The 2,192-nt window shown below is 74.2% G+C and carries 2 protein-coding genes and 1 pseudogene; all 3 read right to left on the bottom strand.

The genetic code is table 11. The features are described 5' to 3' along the window. The coding region (locus N4P33_RS34780; protein ID WP_313904632.1) for a serine/threonine-protein kinase at window positions 1-837 on the bottom strand (837 nt) is incomplete at its 3' end. 41 nt (window positions 838-878) lie between these two features. Continuing rightward, complete coding sequence (locus N4P33_RS34785) at window positions 879-1,496, bottom strand: hypothetical protein (protein ID WP_260830905.1); 618 nt, start codon at window positions 1,494-1,496, stop codon at window positions 879-881. Window positions 1,497-1,658: 162 nt separating this feature from the next. Next, window positions 1,659-2,192, bottom strand: a pseudogene (locus N4P33_RS34790) (SAM-dependent methyltransferase); the annotation flags it as partial.

Genomic DNA, 2,192 nt, shown 5'->3' on the forward strand with positions numbered 1-2,192 from the left:
GCGGGTGGGGTCCAGGGGCGCCCCGGTCGGTGTGCCGCGGGCGGGCAGCAGCGGCTCCAGGTGCTCGTAGACCTCCTGGGCGGAGGACGGGCGGTGCTGCGGGTCCTTGGCGAGCAGGCGCAGCACCAGGGTCTCCAGCGCCTCGGGCACCTCGGGGCGCAGGCGCCGCACCGGCACCGGCGGCTCGTACAGGTGGCGGTGCAGCACGCCGAGCGCGGTGGAGCCGGAGAACGGCACGTCGCCGCTGAGCAGTTCGTGCAGCAGCACACCCAGCGCGTACAGGTCGGTGTACGGGCCGACGGCGCCGCCCATCGCCTGCTCGGGGGCCATGTAGGCGGGCGACCCTATGGGCGTGCCGGTGTGGGTGAGGCGGGTGGTGTCGGCGTCCATGACGGAGGCCACACCGAGGTCGAGCACGGTGACGGTGCCGTCCTGCCGGACCATCACATTGCGCGGCTTGAGGTCGCGGTGGACGATCGGCACCGCGTGCACGGCGCTCAGCACGGCGCACAGCTGCGCGGCCACGGCGACCGCCCACGGCCACGGGTAGGGCGTGTGCTCGGCGAGGTGGTCGCCGAGGTCGGCGCCGTCGACGTACTGCATGACGAGGAACAGCTCCTCGCCCTCGCTGCCCGCGTCGTGCACGGTCACCAGGCCGGGGTGGTCGACCTGGGCGGTGACCCGGCACTCGCGCACGAAGCGGCGGCGCAGTTCGTCCGCCTCCTGCCCGGCCACCTTGTCCGGGCGCAGCAGCTTCACCGCGACGCGCCGGTCCAGCCGTTTGTCGTACGCCGTCCAGACCTGGCCCATGCCGCCCTGCCCGATGAGCGTGGACAGCTCGTAGCGGCCGGCGACGACCCGTCCCGTCGTCGTCACGCTCACCTTCCGCCCTCGTGTCCGCCGCCCTGGCCGCCTTGTCCGTCCTGGCGGCGCAGATAGTCGCTGAGTTCGTCGAGCTCGGCGCGCACCTGGTCGATGCGGGCCGGCGCGGGGCGCTGCGGCGGCGGTGCCGGGGGCGCCTGGGGCACCGGCGTGTGGGGCGGTTGCCGCGGGACGGGCGTGGGGGCGTAGGGCGAGGAGGGCTGGGGATAGCCGTACGGCGTGTGGGTGCCCGGGGTGTGCAGGGTCGTGGCGTGCGGCGACGGCGGCACGGGGGCGCCCGGGTGCGCCTGCTGCCGCTGGTGCCAGCGGATGTCCATGACCAGGAAGTACGCGCTGGCCGCCGCGCCGAGGATGAGGACCAGGGCGAGGGCGACATCGCCGCGCGCGTCCGACTCCGGCACCGAACCCACCACCGCCAGGCACGCGATCGACAGCGGCAGGCTCACCCAGGCCAGCGTCCAGTCACCGATCCGTCCCCGCAGGATCGCGAGCCGGAACAGCGGCACGCAGGCCAGCAGTCCGCACGACAGGAAACCGACGGCGGCGAACAGCACGCGCAGGGTGATGATCGTTGCCGCGCTGCGGGTGGGCGGCGCCGCGCCGTGGCCGTACATGACTGCTCCTGGACCGGTGAAGCCGATGGGGACGTGGTGCGAGTGTCAGAGCTCCTTGGGAGTCCGAGCGTATAGGCCGACACGGACAACCGGTCCCGGGTTGCACCGAACCGTTGTCGTACTGATCACTTCGTCCCCGGCGGCCGGGCCCCCGGCCGGTGCTCAGCCGGGCGGGATCGTGCCGTCGGTGAGGCCGTCGTACATGCCGCGGACGAGCTGTTCGCCGAGGCGGCCCGCCCGGCGCAGCGCTCGTTCGAACTCGTCGAGGGCGCGGAAACGAGCGCCGTAGCGGCGCTGTTCGTCCAGGGGGAGCCGGGGCAGCTGGAGGCGGCGTACGTCGAGGCGGGTTGCGGTGGAGGCGTAGCTGCTGGCCTGGCGGTTGTTGGCGGTGCCGCGCAGGAATCCGGCGAGGAACCATGCGTCGAGCGCGTCCGGGTCCGGGCGCAGCAGGACGAGGTTGCGGCCGAGCACGGCCCCGGCGGTGGCGTCGTCGATCACCCGCGCGACGGAGCCGCCGCCGAGCACGGGCACGACCACGTCGCCGGGTTCGGTGAGCACGGCCTCCTCGTCGCTCTCCGGGAGGGTGCCGGAGGGGGCGGTTCCGGTGAGGACGTCGTGGTCGGTGAGCACCGGCACGCGCGCGTGGCCGCCGTTTCCGCCGGTGCGCATCACCAGCGCGCCGCCGCGGGCGAGTTC

Source organism: Streptomyces sp. 15-116A, from assembly GCF_025290915.1.
GTDB lineage: Bacteria > Actinomycetota > Actinomycetes > Streptomycetales > Streptomycetaceae > Streptomyces.

Coding starts and splice junctions, on each gene's coding strand:
- N4P33_RS34785 (WP_260830905.1), bottom strand. CDS start 1,496: ATGTACGGCCACGGCGCGGCGCCGCCCACCCGCAGCGCGGCAACGATC.